The sequence below is a fragment of the Methylobacterium sp. WL7 genome (assembly GCF_008040085.1).
GTDB lineage: Bacteria > Pseudomonadota > Alphaproteobacteria > Rhizobiales > Beijerinckiaceae > Methylobacterium > Methylobacterium mesophilicum.
The window spans coordinates 1-228 of sequence record NZ_VRVG01000430.1 but is presented as its reverse complement, the minus strand read 5'-3'; the positions used below and the strand labels follow the sequence as shown (position 1 = coordinate 228).

Below are 228 nucleotides of genomic sequence, written 5' to 3'. Positions count from 1 at the left end.
CTCGGCGCGACGCTGGCGCTCTCGGACTTGGGCGGTGATGTCGGTTGCGAACTTGACGACCTTGACCGGTCGCCCGCTCGCATCGTTGATCGGGTTGTAGGTCGCCTGGATCCAGACCTCGCGGCCGCCCTTGCCGAAGCGCTTGTATTCCGCTGTCTGGTACGTGCCGAGTCGCAGCTTATCCCAGAACTGGCGATAGGCCTCGCCCTCGCGCTCCGCCGGGTCGAC

General features: G+C 66.2%; 1 protein-coding gene. It reads right to left on the bottom strand.

What is annotated here, in order from left to right:
- The coding region (locus tag FV233_RS30065; protein WP_147899692.1) for a PAS domain-containing protein at nucleotides 1-228 on the bottom strand (228 nt) is incomplete at both ends.